The organism is Zoogloea ramigera (assembly GCF_006539865.1).
In the GTDB taxonomy this organism is placed as follows: Bacteria; Pseudomonadota; Gammaproteobacteria; order Burkholderiales; family Rhodocyclaceae; genus Zoogloea; species Zoogloea ramigera.
Genome location: NZ_BJNV01000030.1, coordinates 1 through 21532 on the forward strand (window position 1 = coordinate 1; position 21532 = coordinate 21532).

The following is a 21532-nucleotide window of genomic DNA, read 5'->3' on the forward strand; positions in this document are numbered from 1 at the left end:
GGCGTCAAGAGGATTGATAAAGAAAATCACCAGAAGCTCACTCGCGCGAACTTCCGCTTGCCAACCTGAAGCACGACCGTCTCGCCAGCGCGCAGCAGCAACCCTTTATCAGAGAGCTTCTCTCCATTCAGCCGAACCCCTCCCTGGTCAATCATTCGCAGAGACTCTGACGTACTCGCCGTCAAGCCAGCCTGCTTGAGAACCCCAGCAATCGCCAACCCTGCCTCACCAGCAATCAGCGAGACCTCGGGCAGATCATCCGGTATGGCGTTCCGTTGAAAACGCGCTTCGAAGTCTTCGAGGGCAGCAACAGCCGCAGCGGCCCCGTGAAAACGGGCAACCAGCTCCTGAGCCAGCAAGACTTTGACGTCACGCGGATTCCTGCCCTCAGCGATCGACTGGCGAAGCCCTTCGACTTCCGCCGTCGGCTTGAACGAGAGCAGCGTGTAGTAACGCCACATGAGCTCGTCAGAGATCGACATGACCTTGCCAAAGATCTCGCTGGGCGGCTCGTAGATCCCGATGTAGTTACCCAGGGACTTGGACATCTTGTTTACGCCGTCAAGACCTTCCAGCAACGGCATGGTCAGCACACACTGGGGCGGCTGGCCGTAATGCTTCTGCAACTCGCGACCAACGAGGAGGTTGAAACGCTGATCCGTACCGCCGAGCTCCACGTCGGCCTTCATCGCCACTGAGTCATAGCCCTGACAGAGCGGATACAGAAACTCGTGAATGGCAATAGATTGCTGAGCGGCGTAGCGCTTGGAAAAATCGTCGCGCTCGAGCATCCGCGCGACGGTATGCTGCGCGGCAAGGCGGATCATGCCCGACGCCCCGAGCGCCTCCATCCAGCTGGAGTTGAAGCACACCTCGGTTCGCTCAGGGTCAAGAATCTTGAAAACCTGCTCCTGGTAGGTCTTCGCGTTGTCGAGGACCTGCTCGCGGGTCAGCGGCGGGCGGGTGGTGTTCTTTCCGGAGGGGTCTCCGATCATCCCGGTGAAGTCGCCAATCAGGAAGAGCACCTGGTGCCCCAGCTCCTGAAAATGACGGAGCTTGTTGATCAGCACGGTGTGACCAAGATGAAGGTCGGGCGCCGTCGGATCGAAGCCAGCCTTGACGCGCAAAGGGCGGCCGCTCTTGAGCTTCTCAACCAACTCGCTCTCAACCAGAAGCTCGTCGGCCCCACGCTTGATGAGCCCCAGCATCTCTGTGATTTCAGTCATATTTATCCTCGCACAAGTCCCGACCTGCGCAGTTTTTGGTAGACTCCGAAGCTTATTTTTGCTTGGAAAGTCTGATGCGTGAAGAAAAGACGTCGATTTTAGCGCATCTCAAAAAGCTGCGTGAAACCGACCCGGCGCGGCTTTGGCGAATGGCAAGTGTGGCCATCGGCTCAGCCGTGGGCATGGCGGCGGCGATAGCAGTTGTCCCTGGCGCAAGCGAAAGCCCTTTCTCCACAGAGACTGTCGTTCAGCAACTCGGCACCCCACCGATCAGCATCAGTCGCCACGACGAACACCCCTTCATTCGCGAAGACCGCGTCCGCTCCGGCGAAAGCCTGGGCACCGCCCTGCGGCGGCTGGGCGTCTCCGACAGCGCCCAGATCTCCCAGGCAAACACCCAGAAGCTCCTCAAGCAACTAGCCGGCGCATTCCGTCCGGGGGCAACCCTCACCGTGGCCAGCAATGCGGAGGGCAGACTGGTAACAGCCACCCTTGCCCAGCCGGGCGCCGAAACAACCCCGGTCATCGAACCCAGAAACGGGCAACTCGAGGTCACTCAAAAGCCCCTAGAGCTCGAAAGCCGCGTGCACATGCAGAGCGGGACGATCCAGTCGTCCATCTTCTCCGCCCTAGACATCGCCGGCCTGCCTGACAGCGTCGCCGAAGCACTTTCGGACATTTTCGGCGACGCCATCGACTTCCACGCCGACCTGCGCCGGGGCGATCGCTTCAATGTGGTTTACGAGGTGTTCTACCACCGGGGCCGGGCCATCCGGACCGGGCGCATTCTCGCCGCAGAGTTCATCAACCGAGGGGTTCGCCACTCGGCCTATCTGTTCCGCGGAGCTGACGGCCACGAAGACTATTACAGCCAGGACGGCAGGAGCCACAAGGCCGGCTTTCTGCGCTCCCCGCTGGAGTTCTCCCGGGTCAGTTCCGGCTTCTCGATGCGCCTTCATCCGGTACTGGGCGTCTGGCGCGAACACAAGGGGGTGGACTACTCCGCTCCCCATGGCACCGCCGTCAAGGCCACCTCAGACGGCATCGTCGAATTCGTCGGTCAGCAAAACGGCTACGGCAACTTCATCGTCCTGCGCCACGGAGAAAAATACACCACCGGATACGGTCATCTGAGCGGCTTTGCCGGCGGGCTGAAGCCCGGCAACAAGGTACGCCAAGGGGAAATCATCGGTTTTGTGGGGAGCACAGGCTGGTCCACCGGCCCTCACCTGCATTATGAATTCCGCATCAATGACGTCCATCAGGATCCGCTTACGGTTTCACTGCCGAACGCCGCCGCGCTCACAAAAGCCGAGCTGCGCAGCTTCGAGACCCAGATCGCCCCACTAACCGCCCAACTCGCCCATCTGGAACAGAGCAAGACGGTATTTCTCGACTAGATAGGGTGCAGCCCAAACAAAAGGGCGCCATTGGCGCCCTTTTTCATGGACTGCTAGCAGCCAGAGTCAAACCGAGAAAGAGGAGCCACAGCCACAAGTGCTCGTCGCGTTCGGGTTGCGAATCACGAACTGAGAGCCTTCCAGGCCTTCCGTGTAGTCGATTTCAGCACCGACGAGATACTGGTAGCTCATCGGGTCGATCAGCAGCTTCACGCCATCCTTTTCCATCACGGTGTCATCGTCGTTGAGGATCTCGTCGAAGGTGAAACCGTACTGGAAGCCTGAACAGCCGCCACCGTTTACGAAAACCCGAAGCTTGAGGTCGGGGTTCCCCTCCTCGATGATCAACTCTTTAACCTTGTTTGCGGCGCTGTCAGTGAAGACCAACGGGCTCGGCGTATCAGTTACGGCGTTCATGGAACAACTCCTTCAAATTTATCTTCGAATTATGGTCAGCGCCCGACCTTCAGGTCAAGACGCCAACAACAAATAGTCGACAAATCTAGTCGTGTTTAGTTCAGGGCATCACCGGGATCTGGCCCAGGCCCGTGGTTTCGGCGAGCCCGAACAGGATGTTGAGGTTCTGTACCGCCTGGCCAGCCGCCCCCTTCACGAGATTGTCGATCACCGACAAGACGACGACCACGTCACCCCCTTGCGGACGGTGCACGGCAATGCGGCACATGTTCGCAGAGCGCACGGAGCGAGTGGAAGGATGCGAGCCCTTCGGCATCACATCAACGAACGCCTCACCGGCAAAACGCTCCTCGAACAGCGCTTGCAGATCCACATCCTTCTTGAGGCGGCCATACAGCGTCGCATGAATGCCGCGGATCATCGGCGTCAGGTGCGGCACGAAGGTCAGCCCCACCGGAGCCTGGGCGTAGCGCGACAAGCCCTGGCGGATCTCTGGCAGATGGCGATGGCCAGCCACGCCATAGGCCTGGAAGTTGTCGGCAGACTCGGAGAACAGGATGTGAGTCTCCGCCTTGCGCCCGGCGCCCGACACGCCCGACTTGGCGTCCGCCACAAGGCTGTCCAGCTCGATGACGCCAGCCTCGACCAGCGGGAGAAAACCGAGCTGCACGGCCGTCGGGTAGCAGCCCGGGTTCGCGATGACTCGCGCAGCCTTGATCGCCTCACGATTCACCTCCGGCAGACCGTAAACCGCCTCAGCGACCAGCTCGGGACAGGCATGCTTCATCCCGTACCATTTTTCCCATTCAGCGACGTCAGTGATGCGGAAGTCGGCCGCCAGATCGATGACCTTGACGCCCGCATTCACCAGCTCGACGGCCTGCTGCATGGCAATCCCATTGGGGGTGGCGAAGAACACTGCGTCACAGGCGGCAAGATCCGCAGACTGAGGATCGACAAAGCGCAGATCGACGCGCCGACGCAGACTGGGGAACATGTCCGCAACAGGCAGTCCCGCCTCACCGCGAGAGGTGATTGCCTTGATCTCCACCTCCGGATGCTGTGCCAGCAAACGCAGCAGCTCCACGCCCGTGTAACCGGTACCACCCACCACACCAACTTTGATCATGCTCGCCCCCAACAGGAAATGAATCGCCAGCCTTGAGCCGGCTCCAACAAGACATCAGCCGAAGATACTACTCCCAGATGACAAAAAGCCGCCCGAGGGCGGCTTTTTGGTACAGCCCGGAAGCGATTAACGCTTCGAGAACTGCTTGCGACGACGCGCCTTGCGGAAGCCGACCTTCTTACGCTCGACTTCACGGGCATCGCGAGTCACCAGACCGGCCTTCTTCAGCGGGGACTTGAGCTCCGCATCGTAGTCGATCAGGGCGCGGGTGATGCCATGACGCACGGCACCAGCCTGGCCGGATTCACCACCACCGGTAACGTTGACCAGGATGTCGAAGGTGTCGACAAAGTTGGTCAGCACGAGCGGCTGGCGAACGATCATGCGACCGGTTTCGCGGGAGAAGAACTGGTCAACCGGCTTGCCGTTCACGACGATGTTGCCGGAGCCCTTCTTGATGAACACACGGGCAACAGCCGACTTGCGACGACCAGTACCGTAGTTGTAAGTCACAGCCATTGTCGGCTCCTTAAATCGCGAGAACTTGGGGCTGCTGGGCGGCGTGCGGATGCTCGGCGCCGGCGTAGCACTTCATCTTCTTGAGCATGGCGTAGCCCAGGGGACCCTTGGGCAGCATGCCCTTGACGGCCTTCTCAAGAACACGAGCGGGGAAGCGCTGCTGCAGCTTGGTAAAGTTGGTTTCGTAGATGCCGCCCGGGTAACCGGAGTGACGATAGTACTTCTTGTCCTGGGCCTTGTTGCCGGTCACGCGCAGCTTCTCGACGTTGACGACGACGATGTAATCGCCGGTATCAACGTGCGGGGTGTAGATAGCTTTATGTTTGCCGCGCAAGCGACGCGCAACTTCGGAAGCAAGCCGACCAAGGACCAGATCCGTCGCGTCGACAACGAACCAGTCGTGCTTGACCTCATGCGGCTTGGCAGAAAACGTTTTCATGAAGATTCCTTAGACACTTTTCCCGACACCGGGAACGACCATAATTCGGAAAGCCGCGGATTCTATCGCGCAGCCTGGACCGATGTCAAATGCTATCACGCAGCAAGGACAAAAAAAGCGCAGACCGGGGAGGTCTGCGCTAAATCCACACCAAAGGAGGAGGGTGGAGGAGACACCTTTCAGCCGCTTCAGACCACAAAAGCAACTGGACTAGCTTGATTATCCTGGCACTCACCGGGCAAACACAAGCCATTTTTGTGCGTCGCCACACAAATCCTTGAATGCCTGCATAAATACCAGTGATTGTCGGGAAAACCCCTACAACACATTGTTTTAAAGTTGAAAAACATCACATACCCGGAAAGGAGGCCGCACACTCCTGCGCATGAACCCCGCCCAAAATGCTGCGTCGCGGCAAAATCCGGCAAGCCCGCCCTGCCGGGGATCGCTACAATCACAACCTGAACCGCACAATGCGGGCCTCCCCAACAGCCGTTTTCAAAGGACGCAAGGATGGAATGTGTAGTGAAGTGGGTCGGCGGCATGACCTTCATGGCCGAGACCGGCTCTGGCCACGTCGTGACGATGGATGGCGCCCCCGAGGCCGGTGGCCGCAACCTGGCCCCCCGGCCGATGGAGATGATGCTGGCCGGCGCCGGTGGCTGCACGGCCTTCGACGTGGTGCTGATCCTCAAGCGCAGCCGCCAGGACGTCATCGACTGCACCGTCAGCCTGAAAGCCGAGCGGGCCGACACCGATCCCAAGGTGTTTACCCGGATCGCCTTCCACTACACGGTGACGGGGCGCAACCTCAAACCTGACTCGGTTGAGCGCGCCATCAAGCTGTCTTACGAGAAGTATTGCTCTGCGACGATCATGCTCGGCAAGACCGCCGAGATCGAGCACACCTGGGAAATCGTCGAAGCCTGAGCCCGGCAAGCCGGGCCGCGGCGCCGCCGGCTAAACCCAGTAGGCGACGCCCGTCATGAGCTTCGAGCCGGCCTTCATGGCCGCCTTCACCGGCCCGGGCAGCTCGACACCACCGAGCTGCAGGGCCGTTTCTGCGTGCGCGACCTCATCGACCTTCATCTGCTCGACGATCTCGCGGGAGCGCAGATCCTGCTCCGGCAGCCGCGTCAGATGGCTCTTGAGGTGAGCCTCGACCTGACGCTCGGTTTCGGCCAGAAAACCCAGATTGGCCCGATCCCCGAAGCGCGCCGCGAGCATGCCGATGGCCAGCGAGCCGCCGTACCACAGGGGGTTGAGCAGGCTCTTGCGCCCGCCCAGCTCGGCAATGCGCCTCTCGGTCCAGGCCAGATGCTCGGTTTCCTCCTGGGCGGCGCCGGCCAGCGCCTTCTTGATGCCCTCGTTGTCCGACATCAGGGCCTGCCCCTGGTAGAGCGCCTGTGCGCAGATTTCACCGCAGTGATTAACGCGCATCAATGCCGCCGCATGGCGCCGCTCCTCTTCGGACATTTCCGCCTCTGGTTGCGCTTCGCCAGGAACAGGGCGCACTGTGTGGGCATTGGCAAAAACTGTGCGCAAGGCCCGGTCGAAACCGATTATCAACTGGTCAATCATCTCTAACACCCCGGCAATCAGAACAATCAGCGCACACCCGCATCCCTGCGGAGAAGATCGAGGATCTCGGGCAAGGACGGCCGAACAGCACCAGGCGGGCAAAAATACTCTTTGGCCAGCACCGCATGATGGCGATTGAGCGCGTTATCGGCAATCCAGTGCCAGGCATCGCTGCGGGAAGGCACCCATTCGCCGCTCCGCCCCAGCGCGTAAAGCTTGCGCTCCGCCGTGGCGCAGCGGATTCCTTCGAAGCTCACGTTCTCCGCCCCGCCTGCCCCACGCACGACCAGGGTGTAGCGCACCACGCCATCCTCGGCAAGGCTCAGGGAGCGGACATCGATGAAAAACTGCGTGCGGGTCGGACTGCGCACATCCAGAGGGATGAGGTCGGCGCTCGAGGGATAAGCGGGGAGGCGAACCTCCGCCTCCTTCCACTCGGCGGCGGTGCTTTCCTCGAAGAGCGCCGTACGCTGGGCCGACGCAGGCAGCGCGGCGAAACCCAGAGCGAGTGCCACCAGCCCCCCGGCACCAAGCCGGCAAAAAAACTTGTACATGATGTATTCGGCCCCACGGAGGCGAACATGAAAGAGACGGACTCCAGGCCGCCCCGCGGGCCTGCTGCAGGCCACGCAGACAAAGCCTTTGCGGGCTTTCTGTAGCGGGGGAAACCGCACGCGGGATCCCCCGCCCCAGTCAGGAGGGCGGCGCTTCAGTATGCCCGTCCGCACCACCGGGCGGAAGATAGCTCGCCGGCACCTCAAAGAACATGTTGCGGAACAACAGACGGGAAAGCTCGAGGAGTGCCGACTGATACACCCCCCGCTTGAACTCGATCACCGCTTCCAGCGGCACCCAGTAATAACTCCAGCGCCAGGCATCGAACTCCGGGTGATTGCTCGCGCGCAGACAAACGTCCGAGTCGCGCCCCACCAGCCGCAGCAGAAACCAGATCTGTTTCTGCCCGCGATAGGTGTTGCGCCACTCACGCTTGATCCAGTGCTTGGGCACGTCGTACCTCAACCAGCCGCGCGTGCGGCCGATGATACGGACGTGCTCAGGCTTCAAGCCGACTTCTTCGAAGAGCTCACGGTACATGGCCTGTTCCGGCGATTCGCCGTGCTTGATTCCGCCCTGCGGAAACTGCCAGGAATGTTCTCGTATCCGTTTGCCCCAGAAAACCTCGTTGCGCGCATTCACCAGAATGATGCCGACGTTAGGCCGATAGCCTTCACGGTCGAGCATGGTGCAACCTTCAATTCATGAACTGGCCAGAATTCTTCCACAATTCCACCGCCCGTGAAAGGAGCGCGCCCGAATCAGGTCGCCACACGTCGCACGCCGCCAGAGCCCCGGTGCACGGTAAAATCCAGGGCTGTATTCACAACGGATTCCGTCATGCGTGCCTCTCAGTTCTTCCTCTCGACCCTCAAGGAAGCCCCTTCCGACGCCGAAGTCATCAGCCACAAGCTGATGATGCGTGCTGGCCTTATCAAACGCCTCGCCGGCGGCATCTACACCTGGATGCCCCTCGGCCTGCGCGCCCTGCGCAAGGTCGAGGCGATCGTCCGGGAAGAAATGAACCGAGCCGGCGCCATCGAGGTGCTGATGCCCGCGGTGCAACCCGCCGAGCTGTGGCAGGAATCCGGCCGCTGGGATTTCTACGGCCCCGAGCTGCTGCGCTTCAAGGACCGCCACGACCGCGACTTCGTCGTCGGCCCGACCCACGAAGAAGTCATCACCGACGTCGTCCGCCGTGACCTGCGCAGCTACCGCCAGCTGCCCAAGCACTTTTATCAAGTGCAGACGAAGTTCCGCGACGAGATCCGCCCGCGCTTCGGCGTGATGCGCGGCCGCGAGTTCGTGATGAAGGACGGCTACTCCTTCCACAGCTCCTTCGAGGATCTGCAGCGCGAATACCGCAACATGTACGACACCTACCACCGCATCTTCAACCGCCTCGGCCTGAAGTTCCGCGCGGTGGCTGCCGACACCGGCTCGATCGGCGGCACGGGCTCCCACGAATTCCACGTCATCGCCGAGACCGGCGAGGACGACATCGCCTACTGCCCCGACTCCGACTACGCCGCCAACGTCGAGCTGGCCGAAGCCCTCGCCCCGGCCGCGCCGCGTCCGGCGGCATCCGCCGCGCTCACCAAGGTGCACACCCCCGGCGTCAAGACCATCGACGAGCTCGCCGCCTTCCTCAAGCTGCCGGCCACCGCCACCGTCAAGGCCATCGTCGTCGATGGCGACGAAGCCGCTGGCAACAAGCCGGTGCTCCTGCTGCTCCGCGGCGACCACGAGCTCAACGAGGTCAAGGCCCAGAAGGTCGCCGGCGTCAAGAACCCGCTCACCTTCGCCGCCCCCGCCGACATCCTCGCCGCCTTCGGCGCCAACGCCGGCTCGCTGGGGCCGGTGGGCTTTGCCGGCCGCGTGGTGATGGACCGCACGGTGGCTGCAATGGCCGATTTCGTCACCGGCGCCAATGAAGACGACCACCACTACACCGGCGTCAACATCGGCCGCGACTTCCCCGAGGCCGAGGTGGCCGACCTGCGCAACGTGGTCGCCGGCGACCCGTCGCCCGACGGCAAGGGCACCCTCGAGATCTGCCGCGGCATCGAAGTCGGCCACATCTTCCAGCTGCGCACCAAGTACGCCGAAGCCCTCAACTGCAAGTTCCTCAACGAGCAGGGCAAGGAGCAGATCATGGAGATGGGCTGCTACGGCATCGGCGTGTCGCGCATCCTCGGCGCCGCCATCGAGCAGAACAACGACGCCCGCGGCATCATCTGGCCCGACGCCATGGCGCCCTTCCAGGTCGCCATCGTGCCGATGGGCTACGCCAAGTCCGAAGCCGTGCGCACCGCCGCCGACGCGCTCTACGCCGAGCTGCAGGCCGCCGGCATCGACGCCTTCCTCGACGACCGTGACGAGCGCCCGGGCTCGCTGCTGGCTGACAACGAGCTCATCGGCACTCCGCACCGGGTGGTGATCGGCGACCGTGGCCTGAAGGAAGGCGTCGTCGAATACCAGGGCCGTCGCGACGCCGAGGCCACCAAGCTGGCCGTGGCCGACGTAGCCGCCACCGTCATCGCCAAGCTGAAGGGCTGAACGATGAAGGCGCTGCGCCCCCTCCTCCTTCAGGGCTTTCTCGCGCTCACCGCGGGCATGAGCAGCGCGGGGGCGCAGGCCGGCAACCAGCAGTACGAACCCCTGGCCGCCAGCGTGCAGGCCGCCCTGCACGCCGCGGTGGCCGACCAGGCGCCCCTCGACCCGAGCTTCCAGCGCTCCCCCGAGCGGGCGCGCTGGCTCGCCGAGATGTCCCAGCGCCTCGCCCGGCGCATCCCCGACGAGGCCTACCGCTCCGAACTACTGCGCGCCGTGCACTACGAAGCCACCCGCGCCGGGCTCGACCCACAGCTGGTGCTCGGCCTGATCCAGGTCGAGAGCGGCTTCAAGAAATACGCTTTGTCTACCGCCGGCGCCCGCGGCTACATGCAGGTGATGCCCTTCTGGGCCAAGCTGATCGGCAACGAAGAGAGCAACCTCTTCCACATGCGCACCAACCTGCGCTTCGGCTGCACGATCCTGCGCCACTATCTCGACATCGAGAAAGGCGACCTCTTCCGCGCCCTGGGTCGCTACAACGGCAGCCTCGGCAAGGCCGAGTACCCCAACCTCGTGCGCGCCGCCTGGGAGCGCAACTGGAGCTACCCGGCCAACCTGCGCCTCGCCCAGAACTAGCCGCCGGGCTTCTGCAGCAGCTCAAAAAAAACAGGGCGCCGCGGCGCCCTGTGTGTTTTTGTGCCGACAGGCCTCAGGCGATGATGCCACCGCCAAGGCACACCTTGCTCTCGTAGATCACCACGCTCTGCCCCGGCGTCACCGCCCACTGGGGCTGGGCGAAGGCGATCTCGGCGCGGCCATCGGCCAGCGCATCGATCTCGCAGGGCGCATCGGGCGTGCGGTAGCGCGGCTTGGCGGTGTACACCCAGTGGGTGCGCGGATCGCGGCCCGACACCCACGACAGCTCGGTGGCGAACAGGCGATCCTTGAGCAACGCCGGGTGGTCGTGGCTCTGCACCACGTACAGCACGTTCTTCGCCACGTCCTTCTGGGCCACATACCACGCGTCGTGCTCGCCGGCTTCATCCTGGTTGCCCTTCAGGCCACCGATCAGCAGGCCCTTGCGCTGGCCGATGGTGTGATGCATCAGGCCCTGGTGCTGGCCGATCACCTTGTCACCCTCCAGGGTGCGGATCTCGCCCGGCTTTGCCGGCAGGTAGCGGGACAGGAACTCGCGGAACGGCCGCTCGCCGATGAAGCAGATGCCGGTCGAGTCCTTCTTGTCGAACACGTGCAGCCCGGCCGCCTCGGCCATCTTGCGCACCTCCCGCTTGTAGAGGCCGCCCAGCGGGAACAGCGTCTTCGAGAGCTGCGCCTGGTTCAGGCGATACAGGAAATAACTCTGGTCCTTGGTGCCATCCTCGGCCTTCAGCAGCTGGAATTCGGTGCGCCCGTCGTTGGTCCATTCGCGCACCTGGGCGTAGTGGCCGGTGGCGATACGGTCGGCGCCCAGCGCCAGCGCGTGGTCGAGGAAGGCCCGAAACTTGATCTCGGAGTTGCACAGGATGTCGGGGTTCGGCGTGCGGCCGGCCTCGTACTCGCGCAGGAACTCGGCAAACACCCGGTCCTTGTACTCCTTCGAGAAGTTCACCACCTCGAGGTCGATGCCCAGCACATCGGCCACCGACACCACATCCACCAGATCCTGGCGGGTCGAGCAATATTCGTCGTCATCGTCGTCCTCCCAGTTTTTCATGAACAGGCCGACCACGTCGTAGCCCTGCTGCTTGAGCAGCAGCGCCGCCACGGACGAATCCACGCCGCCGGACATGCCGACGACGACTTTTTCCTTACGAGACATTCGGTCCCTCTCCATCCAGCCAATCTTCCAGGGGCAACACCACGGCTGGATCGCCATGTTCCCCGAACCACGTATCCACAACGAAACTGGCGCCCACCCGGGGCGCCTCCGCATTCTCCCGGACAACCGCCGAAAAGTGCTGGGTCACCACCCAACGCGTGCGGCGCCGGATCGGCTCGACCGCATGGAAGCGCAGCAGGCCGCGCCCTTCGAGCAGCTTGAGCAGGCGGGTCGTGCTCTCCGCGTGGTCGATGCAGTCCATCATTCCATGCACGCCATCGTCGAGGAAATCCCCCGGCCGATCGGCGCTGATCGGCGATTGGGTGCCCGCCCAGCGGTACAAGCGCCCCATCACCTGGCCAAGGATGGCCCGCTCTTCCACCGCCGACTCGGCCCGCCCCAGCGACGCGGCCACCTCGCCCAGCTGCGCCTCCGAAAACACCACCTCGGCCTCGGCGAGACAACCGTAATTGAAACAGATCGCCACCCGCGCGTCGGCCATGGCAGCACCACCTGCCGACAGCCCGGCCAGCGCCAGCAACACCGCACCGAGGCGCCGACCCATCATGCGTCGTAGTGCCGCAGCAGATCCAGCGGAAACCGCCGGCCGGCGAGGTAGTCCTCGCAGCACTGGAGGATCAGCAGGCTGCGGTGACGCTCCCGCGTGGCGCGGAGCTCGTCGAGGCTCAGCCACACCGCCCGCACGATGCCGTCGTCGAGGCGTCGCTCCGGCTCGAAGCCCTCGACGCTGCCGCCGAACGCGAAGCGCAGGTAGGTGATGTCGCTGCCCGGCTTGGGCCACTGGTAGATGCCCACCAGGAACTCCGGCCGGAAGCAGTGGGCCGTCTCCTCGAGGGCCTCCCGGGCCGCCGCGGCCACCAGCGACTCACCCTTCTCCAGGTGCCCCGCCGGCTGGTTGAAGCGCAGGCCGTCGTCGGTTTCCTCCTCGACGACCAGAAAGCGCCCGTCCCGCTCGACAACCGCCGCCACCGTCACGTTCGGCTTCCAGATTTCCATGCCCATTCCGTCCGCAGAAATATCCGCATTTTACCCCCTTCGGCACGAGGGTCCGCAGGCTTGCGGAATGCGCTAGAATCGCGGGCTTGAATTTACTGATTTCAGTTGGAGAACCCCCACCATGTCTATGGCAGACCGCGACGGTTTCATCTGGTACGACGGCAAACTCGTTCCGTGGCGTGAGGCAACCACCCACGTGCTCACCCACTCCCTCCACTACGGCCTGGCCGTCTTCGAGGGCGTCCGTGCGTACAACACCGTCAGCGGCACTGCGATCTTCCGCCTGGCCGAGCACACCCAGCGTCTGCTCAACTCCGGCAAGATCTACATGATGGACATCCCTTACAGCAAGGAAGTCCTGATGGAGGCCCAGCTCGAGGTCGTCCGCGCCAACAAGCTCGAATCCTGCTACCTGCGCCCGATCGCCTTCTACGGCTCCGAAAAGATGGGCATCTCCACCAAGGGCGCCACCGTGCACGTGGCCGTCGCCGCCTGGCCGTGGGGCGCCTACCTGGGTGAGGAAGCCCTCGAGAACGGCATCCGCGTCAAGATCTCCTCCTACGCCCGTCACCACGTCAACGTGACGATGCCGCGCGCCAAGCTGTCGTCCACCTACGCCAACTCCATCATCGCCAACGCCGAAGCCGTCGAAGCCGGCTACGACGAGGCGCTGCTCCTCGACACCAACGGCTTCGTGGCCGAAGGTGCCGGCGAGAACCTCTTCCTGGTCAAGGACGGCGTGATCTACGAACCCGAGATCGCCTCCGCCCTCACCGGCATCACCCGCGCCTCGGTGATCCAGGTGGCCAAGGAGTTCGGCATGGAAGTGCAGTCCCGCCGCGTCACCCGCGACGACGTGTACGTGGCCGACGAAGCCTTCTTCACCGGCACCGCCGCCGAAGTCACCCCGATCCGCGACGTCGATGGCCGCATCATCGGCAACGGCAAGCGTGGCCCGGTGACCCACAAGCTGCAGAAGCGCTTCTTCGAGATCGTCAACGGCCAGGCGCCCGAGTACGCCCACTGGCTGTCCCACGTCTGACCGCCCACGGAGACCTCCATGCCCGAGAATCAGGATAAATCCAAACCGATCGAAGTAACGGCCAAGGATCTGCCGCTGCACTGCCCGATGCCCGACGCCCCGCTGTGGGCGCGTCACCCGCGGGTCTTCCTCGATGTGGCCCACGACGGCAAGGCCAGCTGCCCCTACTGCGGCGCCAAGTACGTGTTCACCGGCGAGCTGCCCAAAGGGCATCACTGATTCTGCCGGGCCAGGCTGAGGCCAGCACGGGGGCGGCAACGCCCCCGTGTCACGTGGGTCCGCTCCGGCCCGGCAAGATCACCACGGCATCCCCGGCGGCGCCCGCATCCTGCTGCCGGATGCCTGGCTCCAACCCACGTCCTCCTTCCCTGCGAGACTCCCGCATGAGCAGCTCGATCTTCACCTCGCCCGAAGAAGCCGAAAGCGCCTTCTACGCCGCCCTCGCCCGCGCCGACCTCGACGGCATGATGGCCGTCTGGTCGGAGGACGAGGAGGTCGTCTGCGTGCACCCCGGCAGCATCCGCCTGATCGGCCTCTCGGCCATCCGCGAATCGTGGCGCCAGCTCTTCGAGAGCGGCACGCGGCTCATCATCCGACCGAGCCGGCCGGTGCAGTGGCTCAACGTGATGACCGCCGTGCACACCGTGCACCAGCACGTGCACATCGACGGTGACCACCGGCTGCACCCGCCGATCATCGCCACCAACGTCTTCAGCCGCGGCGCCGTCGGCTGGAAGATGGTCCTGCACCACGCCTCCCCCGCGCCCGACACCGACAACCTCCACGGCAGCGACAGCCCGCACATCGTGCACTGATGCCCCCGGCCAGCCCCGCCGACAGCTACCGCGCGCCGGCCTGGCTGCCCGGCGGCCATGCCCAGACCATCTGGCCGCTGCTCTGCAAGGGCCCCCTGCCGCGCCTGCAGCGCGAGCGCTGGAACACCCCCGACGGCGACTTCATCGACCTCGACTGGCTTCCCCACACCCAAGGCGCCCCGCTGGTGGTGCTCTTTCACGGGCTGGAAGGCTCCAGCCGCTCCCCCTACGCCCGCAGCCTGATGCGCCACCTGGCCGCCATCGGCTGGAACGGCGTGGTGCCCCACTTCCGCGGCTGCTCGGGCGAGCCCAACCGCCAGGCCCGCGCTTACCACGCGGGCGACGCCGAAGAGATCGAGTGGATCCTCGCCCGCATCGCCGCCCGCCACCCGGGCACCCCGCGCTACGCCGCCGGCGTCTCCCTCGGCGGCAACGCGCTGCTGGTGTGGCTCGGCACCCGCGGCCCGGCCGCCAGCCGGCACATCGACGCTGCCGCCGCTGTCTGCGCCCCCCTCGACCTGGCCGCCATGGGGCATCACCTCACGCGCGGCTTCAACCGGGTGTACACCCGCCACTTCCTCGCCACCCTCAAGGACCGCGCCATCGCCAAGCTGCGTGCCCATCCCGGGCTGTTCGACCCCGCCGAGGTGCTGCGGGCGCGCAACCTGCACGAGTTCGACAACCTCGTCACCGCCCCGCTGCACGGCTTTCGTGACTGCGACGACTACTGGCGGCGCGCCTCCAGCAAGCCGCTGCTGGCCAGCGTCGCCGTGCCCACGCTGGTGCTCAACCCCCGCAACGACCCCTTCATGCCCGCCGGCAACCTGCCCGGCCCGGCCGACGTCGCGCCGGCGGTGCTGCTCGAACAACCGGCCGAGGGCGGCCACGTCGGCTTCGTCAGCGGCCCCTGGCCCGGCCAGCTCGGCTGGCTGCCCCGGCGCCTCGTGCGCTTTTTCACGGAAGCCAGCAAAGCCTGAAGCGGCGCGCCCGATGACGCGGGGCGGTCATGGCGGGCGGCGTATAATTCATCTTTCATCCTTTGTGCACCGGAGCTTTCATGTTCGTCCCCGCCCCCGAGATCTTCAAGGCCTATGACATCCGCGGCATCGTCGACAAGACCCTGACCGTCGAAGCCGTCCGCGCCATCGGCCACGCCCTCGGCTCGGAAGCCGTCGCCCGCAAGCAGCAGGCCATCGCCGTCGGCCGCGACGGCCGCCTGTCCGGCCCGGCCCTGGCCGGCGCCCTCGCCGACGGCATCCGCGCCGCCGGGGTCGACGTCATCGACGTGGGCTGCGTGCCCACCCCGCTCACCTACTTCGCCGCCTACGAGCTGGGCACGAATTCCTGCGTGTCGGTCACCGGCAGCCACAACCCGCCCGACTACAACGGCCTCAAGATGGTGCTGGGCGGCCAGACCCTGTTCGGCGAGCTGATCCAGGCCCTGCGCCAGCGCATCATCGACGGCAATCTCGTCACCGCCGCCATCCCCGGCAAGCTCACCCAGGCCGACGTGGTGCCCGCCTACGTCAGCAAGATCCTCGGCGACGTCAAGCTCTCCCGCCCCATGAAGATCGTGATGGACTGCGGCAACGGCGTGGCCGGCGCGGTGGCGCCCGAGCTCTTCAAGCGTATGGGCTGCGAGCTGGTCGAGCTGTTCTGCGAGGTCGACGGCAACTTCCCCAACCACCACCCGGACCCGTCCAAGCCCGAAAACCTGGCCGACGTGATCCGCGCGCTGCGCGACACCGACGCCGAGATCGGCCTCGCCTTCGACGGCGACGGCGACCGCCTGGGCGTGGTCACCAAGGATGGCGAGATCATCTTCCCCGACCGCCAGCTGATGCTGTTCGCCGAGGACGTGCTCTCGCGCGTGCCGGGCGGCGAGATCATCTACGACGTCAAATGCACCCGCAACCTGGCCGGCTGGATCACCGCCCGCGGCGGCAAGCCCACCATGTGGAACACCGGCCACGCGCTGGTCAAGGCCAAGCTCAAGGAGACCGGCGCCCCGCTGGCCGGCGAGATGAGCGGCCACGTGTTCTTCAAGGAGCGCTGGTACGGCTTTGACGACGGCCTGTACACCGGCGCCCGCCTGCTCGAGATCGTATCCCGCCACGCCGACGCCAACCCGGTGCTCAAGGGCCTGCCGGACGCCGTCAGCACCCCCGAGCTCAACATCAAGATGAACGAGGGCGAGCCCTTCGCGCTGGTCGACAAGCTCAAGGCCGAGGCCAAGTTTGAAGGCGCCGAGAGCATCCTGACCATCGACGGCGTGCGCGTCGAATACGCCGACGGCTTCGGCCTGGCCCGCCCGTCCAACACCACCCCGGTGGTCGTGCTGCGCTTCGAGGCCGACAACGAAGCCGCCATCGCCCGTATCCAGGCCGACTTCCGCCGCGCTATCGAAGGCGTGTGGCCGGGCGTGCAGCTGCCGTTCTGAGGCGCCTCCGCCGCTTCAATGCAAACGCCCCGGGGTGAAAGCCCCGGGGCGTTTTTTTGGGTGGCCATGGAAAGCGTCCAGGCCGCAAACTTGAACTCGCCGACCTCAGACTTGCATCACTTCAAGTCCAAGTATCAAAAGTTCAAGTCCAACTTGAACACTTGCAAGTCCAGGCATCAAAAGTTCAAGTCAGACTTGAACTCGCGAAGCTCAAACTTGAAGTCACTCAAGTTTCAGCAACAAACACTCAAGTCGGACTTGAACTCACCGGGCTCAGACTTGAACTCAGTCAAGTCTGACTTGAGCGAGTTCAAGTCTGAGCATCAAATATCCGCATGCACGAACAGGTTGCCCTCGGCGATCTCCGGCACCACCATGCCACGGGCGAGCATCCAGTCGCGCACCGCCAGCCCGGTGGCCTGGGGCCAGGGGCGCAGCTGCTCGGGGCGGACCAGGCGATATTCGGCGAGCTCCTCGTTGAGGCGGATCTCGCCGCGGGCCTGCACGTGGTAGCCGATGATGATCTCGTTCTTGCGCGCAAACGGGTAGGCACCCAGCAGCTTCACCGACACGGCTTCGAGGGCGACCTCCTCCATCACCTCGCGCGCCACCGCCGCTTCGGGGGTTTCGCCCCGCTCGAGGAAGCCGGTGACCAGCGCGAACATCTTGTCGGGCCAGGCGTGGTTGCGGGCCAGCAGGATGGCGCCGTCGCGGTCCACGCACTCGATGACGGCCGCCACCACCGGCAGCGGGTTGTCCCAGCGCACGAAGCCGCAGCCGGGGGCGAAGCATAGCTGGCGCTCGGCGCCGGCCATCTCGCCCCACTCGAGGGGGCTGCCGCATTGGGGGCAGAAGCGCCAGCTGCTCATGGCTCAGCCCAGCTTGGCGCCGACCCAGCCGGCCACCGAGGCCAGCGCCGCCGGCAGGGCCGAGGCGTCGGTACCGCCGGCCTGGGCCATGTCGGGGCGGCCGCCGCCCTTGCCACCGACCTGCTGGGCGACCATGTTGACCAGCTCGCCGGCCTTGACCTTGCCGGTGAGATCGCTGGTGACGCCGGCGATCAGGCTGACCTTGCCGTCGCTCACACTGGCCAGCACGATGGCGGCGCTCTTCAGCTTGTCCTTCAGCTTGTCGAGGGTCTCGCGCAGGGTGGCCACGTCGGCGCCCTCCAGCGTTGCGGCCAGCACCTTGGCGCCGGCGATGTCGGCAGCCTGGCCGGCCAGGTCGTCGCCCTGGCTGGCGGCGAGCTTGCTCTTGAGGCGGGCGAGCTCCTTCTCGAGGGACTTGATGGTGTCGATCACCTGGCCGACGCGGGTCAGCACCTCTTGGGGCTGGGCCTTGAGGGCGCCAGTGACGCCATCCAGGAGCTTCTGCTGGTCTTGCACCAGGGCCACCGCCACGTCGCCGCACACCGCCTCGATGCGCCGCACGCCAGCCGCGACGCCGCCTTCGAGGGTGATTTTGAACAGGCCGATGTCGCCGGTGCGGGCCACGTGGGTGCCGCCGCACAGCTCTTTCGACGAGCCGATGGTGAGCACGCGCACTTCGTCGCCGTACTTCTCGCCGAACAGCATCATCGCGCCGGTCTTCTGGGCCGACTCGATGTCCATCACCGAGGCGTCGGTGGCGGCGTTGGCGAGGATCTCGTCATTGACGAGGCGCTCGATGCGGGCGATCTCGTCGGCGCTGACGGGCTGGGTGTGGGCGAAGTCGAAGCGGGTCTTGTCCGGGTCGACCTGGCTGCCCTTCTGCTGCACGTGGGCGCCGAGCACTTCGCGCAGGGCCTTGTGCATCAGGTGGGTGGCAGAGTGGTGGCGGGCGGTGCGGGCGCGGGCGGCGGTGTCGACCTTGGCGGTGACGCCGTTGCCCACGGTGAGCTTGCCGGTGGTGACCACGCCGTGGTGACCGAACACGCTCGCCTGGATCTTCTGGGTGTCTTCGACCGCGAAGATGCCGTGCACCGAGCGCAGCTCGCCGCGGTCGCCCACCTGGCCGCCGGATTCGGCGTAGAACGGGGTGTCGTCGAGCACCACCACGCCCATCTCGCCTTCGGACAGTTCATTGACCGCCACGCCGTCCTTGTAGAGGGCCAGGATGTTGCCCTTGGCCTCGAGGCCGTCGTAGCCGTGGAAGGTGGTGGCCGGGCCGTCGTAGTCGAGGTTGGCGGCCATCTTGAACTTGCCGGCGGCGCGGGCCTGCTCTTTCTGGCGAGCCATCGCGGCGTCGAAGGCGGCGGAGTCGACGGTCACGCCCCGCTCGCGGCAGACGTCGGCGGTGAGGTCGAGGGGGAAGCCATAGGTGTCGTGGAGCAAGAATGCCAATTCACCCCCAAACACAGCGCCTTCGACATAACTTAAAACATCAGTCAACACAGTTCCCGACTGATTGCAGTTATGCCCAATCCAATGCTGGATAAACTCTATTACCCCCGGATCACAGACAAAAAACAACTTCGGCGGCGAATTTAGTCCGGCTCCTTGCAAAGTCTGGTATTGCACTGCTTGTGATAACGCAAGGTGAAGCACTCCAATGTCAACGTCTCGCTCTGACCTCCCTGCGATACGCTTTACCTCGACAGGATGCTTTTTGTCACCTTTAGTTGCTACGAAGTCGATACGGAACTTGCCAACCTGCTGTTCAGCTAGCAGTTCATATCCATCGGCCCTCAACCTCGCCGCTACCATTGCATTAGCAACACCTTGTTCCGTGATGGCCATGCCGTTCTCGATGGTGGCGAAGAAGCGGTCTTCCTCCTGCTTGAGGATCTCGGTGACGCGCTGCTGGCCGGCCTTGAGCTCGGGGTAGGCGTCGCCCATCTCGGCCACCAGGTCGGGCACCATCTTGTGGAAGAAGGCGGCGCGGGCGCCCAGCTTGTAGCCGTGGCGGATGGCGCGGCGGATGATCCGGCGCAGCACGTAGCCGCGGCCTTCGTTGCCGGGGATCACGCCGTCGGCGATCAGGAAGGAGCAGGCGCGGATGTGGTCGGCCAGCACCTTGAGGGACGGGCTGTCGAGGTCGGCGTTGCTGGTCTCGCGGGCGGCGGCGGCGATCAGGGCCTGGAACAGGTCGATCTCGTAGTTGGCATGCACGTGCTGCAGCACCGCCGAGATGCGCTCGAGGCCCATGCCGGTGTCCACCGACGGTTTGGGCAGCGGGTGCATCACGCCGGCCTCGTCGCGGTTGAACTGCATGAACACGTTGTTCCAGATCTCGATGAAGCGGTCGCCGTCTTCATCCGGCGAGCCCGGGGGGCCACCCCAGATGTGCTCGCCGTGGTCGTAGAAGATCTCGGTGCACGGGCCGCAGGGGCCGGTGTCGCCCATCATCCAGAAGTTATCCGAGGCGTAGCGCGCGCCCTTGTTGTCGCCGATGCGGATCACACGCTCGGCAGGCACGCCGATTTCCTTGGTCCAGATGTCGTAGGCCTCGTCGTCCTCGGCATACACGGTGACGGTGAGCTTGTCCTTGGGCAGCTTGAACACGCCGGTGAGGAGCTCCCAGGCGTAGTTGATGGCGTCGCGCTTGAAGTAGTCGCCGAAGCTGAAGTTGCCCAGCATCTCGAAGAAGGTGTGGTGGCGCGCGGTGTAGCCGACGTTCTCGAGGTCGTTGTGCTTGCCGCCGGCGCGCACGCATTTCTGCGAGGTGGTGGCGCGGGTGTAGGGGCGCTTGTCGAAGCCGAGGAAGACATCCTTGAACTGGTTCATGCCTGCGTTGGTGAACAGCAGGGTCGGGTCTTCGTGGGGCACGAGAGAGCTCGAGGCTACGATCTGGTGGCCCTTGGAGGCGAAGAATTCGAGGAATTTCTGGCGGATTTCGGCGCTTTTCATCGGCGTGGGGTCTCCGGGGGGCGTCGCAGGGCGACTGTCGGGAACGCAGGTTTCAAAGCCTGAAATTGTAGCATTCAACCCCGCCCGCTCCCTCTGGCTATAATCCCCGCTCCAAGAACATACCAAGAGAAGAGGGAGCAGCCATGGGCCACCGCCTGTCCAAGATTTACACCCGCACCGGCGACGCCGGCACCACCGGCCTCGGCAACGGCAACCGGGTGTCCAAGAACAGCCTGCGCATCCACACCCTGGGCGAAGTGGATGAAGCCAACGCCGCCATCGGCGTCCTGCTGTGCGAGGAGATGCCCGATGAAGTGCGTCAGCTGCTCGTCAATGTGCAGCATGACCTCTTCGACCTGGGTGGCGAGGTGTGCATCCCCGGCATGGAGATGATCACCGCCAAACAGGTGCAGCACCTCGAGGACGAACTCGACCGCTTCAACGACGACCTGGAGCCGCTGAAGGACTTCATCCTGCCCGGCGGCACCCGCGCCGCGGCGATCTGCCACCAGGCCCGCACGATCTGTCGACGCGCCGAGCGGATGATTGTCGCGCTGGGCCAGGAAGAAGCCGTGAATGACGCCCCGCGCCAGTACCTCAACCGGCTCTCCGACCTGCTTTTCGTGCTGGGGCGCGTGCTCAACCGGGCCGGCGGCCAGGGCGACGTGCTGTGGCAGAAGCGCAAGAACGCCTGAGAGATGCTGTCGGTCTGGATACGGGGCCAGACTGTGGGTCCGGCTTCAGCCGGAC

The 21532-nt window shown here is 64.6% G+C and carries 23 protein-coding genes; 10 read left to right on the forward strand and 13 right to left on the reverse strand.

Features of this window, described 5'->3' with window-relative positions; all coding sequences use genetic code 11:
• Positions 1–26: 26 nt before the first annotated feature.
• Positions 27–1226 carry a tyrosine--tRNA ligase gene (gene tyrS, locus ZRA01_RS09880; protein WP_141351678.1) on the reverse strand — a complete coding sequence of 400 codons (1200 nt, stop codon included), beginning with the start codon at positions 1224–1226 and terminating at the stop codon, positions 27–29.
• 74 nt (positions 1227–1300) lie between these two features.
• Between tyrS and ZRA01_RS09885 the strand changes: the two genes are divergently transcribed.
• Positions 1301–2626 (forward strand): M23 family metallopeptidase, encoded by a 1326-nt coding sequence (locus ZRA01_RS09885; protein WP_141351680.1) that lies wholly within the window; start codon positions 1301–1303, stop codon positions 2624–2626.
• Positions 2627–2692: 66 nt separating this feature from the next.
• Here the strand turns inward: ZRA01_RS09885 and erpA are convergent, their stop codons facing one another.
• From erpA to rplM, 4 genes are all read right to left on the reverse strand, one after another.
• Positions 2693–3043, reverse strand: coding sequence for an iron-sulfur cluster insertion protein ErpA (gene erpA / locus ZRA01_RS09890; protein ID WP_141351682.1), 351 nt, complete (start codon positions 3041–3043; stop codon positions 2693–2695).
• A 100-nt stretch (positions 3044–3143) separates the two neighbouring features.
• Positions 3144–4172, reverse strand: coding sequence for an N-acetyl-gamma-glutamyl-phosphate reductase (argC, locus tag ZRA01_RS09895; RefSeq protein WP_141351684.1), 1029 nt, complete (start codon positions 4170–4172; stop codon positions 3144–3146).
• Between the two features lie 126 nt (positions 4173–4298).
• The gene (rpsI, locus tag ZRA01_RS09900) at positions 4299–4691 is read right to left on the reverse strand and encodes a 30S ribosomal protein S9 (protein WP_141351686.1); all 393 of its coding nucleotides are present in this window, start codon (positions 4689–4691) and stop codon (positions 4299–4301) included.
• Between the two features lie 10 nt (positions 4692–4701).
• Positions 4702–5130 carry a 50S ribosomal protein L13 gene (rplM, locus tag ZRA01_RS09905; protein WP_141351688.1) on the reverse strand — a complete coding sequence of 143 codons (429 nt, stop codon included), beginning with the start codon at positions 5128–5130 and terminating at the stop codon, positions 4702–4704.
• Between the two features lie 513 nt (positions 5131–5643).
• Here rplM and ZRA01_RS09910 point away from each other — a divergent pair.
• Positions 5644–6060: an OsmC family protein gene (locus tag ZRA01_RS09910; RefSeq protein WP_141351690.1), complete on the forward strand. Its 417-nt coding sequence runs from the start codon at positions 5644–5646 to the stop codon at positions 6058–6060.
• Positions 6061–6090: 30 nt separating this feature from the next.
• Here ZRA01_RS09910 and coq7 read toward each other — a convergent pair whose 3' ends face one another.
• From coq7 to ZRA01_RS09925, 3 genes are all read right to left on the reverse strand, one after another.
• Positions 6091–6711: a 2-polyprenyl-3-methyl-6-methoxy-1,4-benzoquinone monooxygenase gene (gene coq7, locus ZRA01_RS09915; protein ID WP_141351692.1), complete on the reverse strand. Its 621-nt coding sequence runs from the start codon at positions 6709–6711 to the stop codon at positions 6091–6093.
• Between the two features lie 26 nt (positions 6712–6737).
• Positions 6738–7265, reverse strand: a complete 528-nt coding sequence (locus ZRA01_RS09920; protein WP_141351694.1) for a CNP1-like family protein — start codon at positions 7263–7265, stop codon at positions 6738–6740.
• Positions 7266–7404: 139 nt separating this feature from the next.
• On the reverse strand, positions 7405–7953 hold the full coding sequence (locus tag ZRA01_RS09925) for an RNA pyrophosphohydrolase (protein WP_141351696.1): 549 nt from the start codon (positions 7951–7953) through the stop codon (positions 7405–7407).
• A 153-nt stretch (positions 7954–8106) separates the two neighbouring features.
• Between ZRA01_RS09925 and ZRA01_RS09930 the strand changes: the two genes are divergently transcribed.
• Positions 8107–9825 carry a proline--tRNA ligase gene (locus ZRA01_RS09930; protein ID WP_141351698.1) on the forward strand — a complete coding sequence of 573 codons (1719 nt, stop codon included), beginning with the start codon at positions 8107–8109 and terminating at the stop codon, positions 9823–9825.
• Positions 9826–9828: 3 nt separating this feature from the next.
• Complete coding sequence (locus tag ZRA01_RS09935) at positions 9829–10458, forward strand: lytic transglycosylase domain-containing protein (RefSeq protein WP_141351700.1); 630 nt, start codon at positions 9829–9831, stop codon at positions 10456–10458.
• A 73-nt stretch (positions 10459–10531) separates the two neighbouring features.
• On the opposite strand, the gene mnmA is transcribed toward ZRA01_RS09935, so the two are convergent.
• From mnmA to ZRA01_RS09950, 3 genes are read right to left on the reverse strand one after another with little or no spacing between them, the layout of a single operon-like run.
• Complete coding sequence (mnmA, locus tag ZRA01_RS09940; protein ID WP_141351702.1) at positions 10532–11641, reverse strand: tRNA 2-thiouridine(34) synthase MnmA; 1110 nt, start codon at positions 11639–11641, stop codon at positions 10532–10534.
• Positions 11631–12209: a hypothetical protein gene (locus tag ZRA01_RS09945; protein ID WP_141351704.1), complete on the reverse strand. Its 579-nt coding sequence runs from the start codon at positions 12207–12209 to the stop codon at positions 11631–11633. Before ZRA01_RS09945 ends, mnmA begins: the two co-directional genes overlap by 11 nt.
• The gene (locus ZRA01_RS09950) at positions 12206–12664 is read right to left on the reverse strand and encodes an NUDIX hydrolase (protein ID WP_218028695.1); all 459 of its coding nucleotides are present in this window, start codon (positions 12662–12664) and stop codon (positions 12206–12208) included. The genes ZRA01_RS09945 and ZRA01_RS09950 overlap by 4 nt, the downstream gene beginning before the upstream one ends.
• A gap of 115 nt (positions 12665–12779) precedes the next feature.
• Between ZRA01_RS09950 and ZRA01_RS09955 the strand changes: the two genes are divergently transcribed.
• From ZRA01_RS09955 to ZRA01_RS09975, 5 genes are all read left to right on the forward strand, one after another.
• Positions 12780–13700 (forward strand): branched-chain amino acid transaminase, encoded by a 921-nt coding sequence (locus tag ZRA01_RS09955; protein ID WP_141351708.1) that lies wholly within the window; start codon positions 12780–12782, stop codon positions 13698–13700.
• Between the two features lie 18 nt (positions 13701–13718).
• Positions 13719–13919, forward strand: coding sequence for a zinc-finger domain-containing protein (locus ZRA01_RS09960; protein WP_141351710.1), 201 nt, complete (start codon positions 13719–13721; stop codon positions 13917–13919).
• Between the two features lie 164 nt (positions 13920–14083).
• Positions 14084–14515 (forward strand): YybH family protein, encoded by a 432-nt coding sequence (locus ZRA01_RS09965; protein WP_141351712.1) that lies wholly within the window; start codon positions 14084–14086, stop codon positions 14513–14515.
• A complete protein-coding gene (locus ZRA01_RS09970; RefSeq protein ID WP_141351714.1) occupies positions 14515–15492 on the forward strand; it encodes a hydrolase in 978 nt (325 codons plus the stop codon). The genes ZRA01_RS09965 and ZRA01_RS09970 overlap by 1 nt, the downstream gene beginning before the upstream one ends.
• Before the next feature lie 80 nt (positions 15493–15572).
• Entirely contained in the window at positions 15573–16955 is a 1383-nt protein-coding gene (locus tag ZRA01_RS09975) for a phosphomannomutase/phosphoglucomutase (protein ID WP_141351716.1), read from the forward strand.
• A gap of 323 nt (positions 16956–17278) precedes the next feature.
• Here the strand turns inward: ZRA01_RS09975 and ZRA01_RS09980 are convergent, their stop codons facing one another.
• Positions 17279–17824, reverse strand: a complete 546-nt coding sequence (locus ZRA01_RS09980; protein ID WP_141351718.1) for an NUDIX domain-containing protein — start codon at positions 17822–17824, stop codon at positions 17279–17281.
• Positions 17825–17827: 3 nt separating this feature from the next.
• Positions 17828–20782 carry an alanine--tRNA ligase gene (gene alaS / locus ZRA01_RS21015; protein ID WP_141351720.1) on the reverse strand — a complete coding sequence of 985 codons (2955 nt, stop codon included), beginning with the start codon at positions 20780–20782 and terminating at the stop codon, positions 17828–17830.
• Between the two features lie 143 nt (positions 20783–20925).
• On the opposite strand from alaS, the gene ZRA01_RS09990 reads away from it, so the two are divergent.
• Entirely contained in the window at positions 20926–21477 is a 552-nt protein-coding gene (locus tag ZRA01_RS09990; RefSeq protein ID WP_141351722.1) for a cob(I)yrinic acid a,c-diamide adenosyltransferase, read from the forward strand.
• Positions 21478–21532 lie beyond the last annotated feature (55 nt).